Source organism: Virgibacillus carmonensis (genome assembly GCF_057836705.1).
On sequence record NZ_JBYQFJ010000168.1, the window covers coordinates 1 to 695 of the forward strand.

2 protein-coding genes are annotated in these 695 nt (G+C 40.6%); both read left to right on the top strand.

Annotated elements, in window-relative coordinates; translation table 11 throughout:
• The coding region (locus AC3G7N_RS21175; protein ID WP_489424117.1) for a MarR family winged helix-turn-helix transcriptional regulator at nt 1-456 on the top strand (456 nt) is incomplete at its 5' end.
• A 2-nt stretch (nt 457-458) separates the two neighbouring features.
• Nucleotides 459-695: ATP-binding cassette domain-containing protein (locus AC3G7N_RS21180; protein ID WP_489424118.1), on the top strand; the 237-nt coding region annotated here is incomplete at its 3' end.

Below are 695 nucleotides of genomic sequence, written 5' to 3' on the forward strand. Positions count from 1 at the left end.
GAGGTGGACCATGTGACTGCAAATAATGGCAAGGATATTGCTGAACTGTTCCGAGAGATTAATGCACTTATGAAAAAGCGACTGCGCGAACAGCTGCACGGGAAAGGATTAACGCCACCACAAATGATGACGCTGCATTTGCTGTCAGAAAATGAACCTATGCGTGTTGGTGATTTAAGTGATCGTTTGAAATTGGCGCCCAGTACCGTTTCAAGTATCCTTGATCGTTTAGAAAAAAACAATTTTGTGATACGATGCCGGAATAAAAACGACAGAAGAATTGTGGAGATTTATTTATCAAAGAAAGCAGAGGAATTACAAGACTCATTCAGGCAAATCATTGATCAATTTATGCAAACAATTACAGCGGGAGCAACTGAACAGGAGTTACACGACATACGGATAGGCCTACAGACTATGCGAAGATTACTCATGAAAGAGGTTGAGGGGGAGTAACGTTGGCAACGATTGTTGAAGTGAATGATTTACGAAAAAAGTACAAAGGTTTTGAAGCGGTAACCGGTGTGAATTTTGCAATTGATGAAGGGGAGATTTTTGGCTTTCTCGGACCGAATGGTGCTGGAAAAAGCACTACCATTAACATGCTGTCGACGATAATTAGACCAACTGGCGGAGAGGCAACGATAAATGGTTTTGATATTGTAAAGGAAAAAAATAAGGTAAGAGAAAGTATT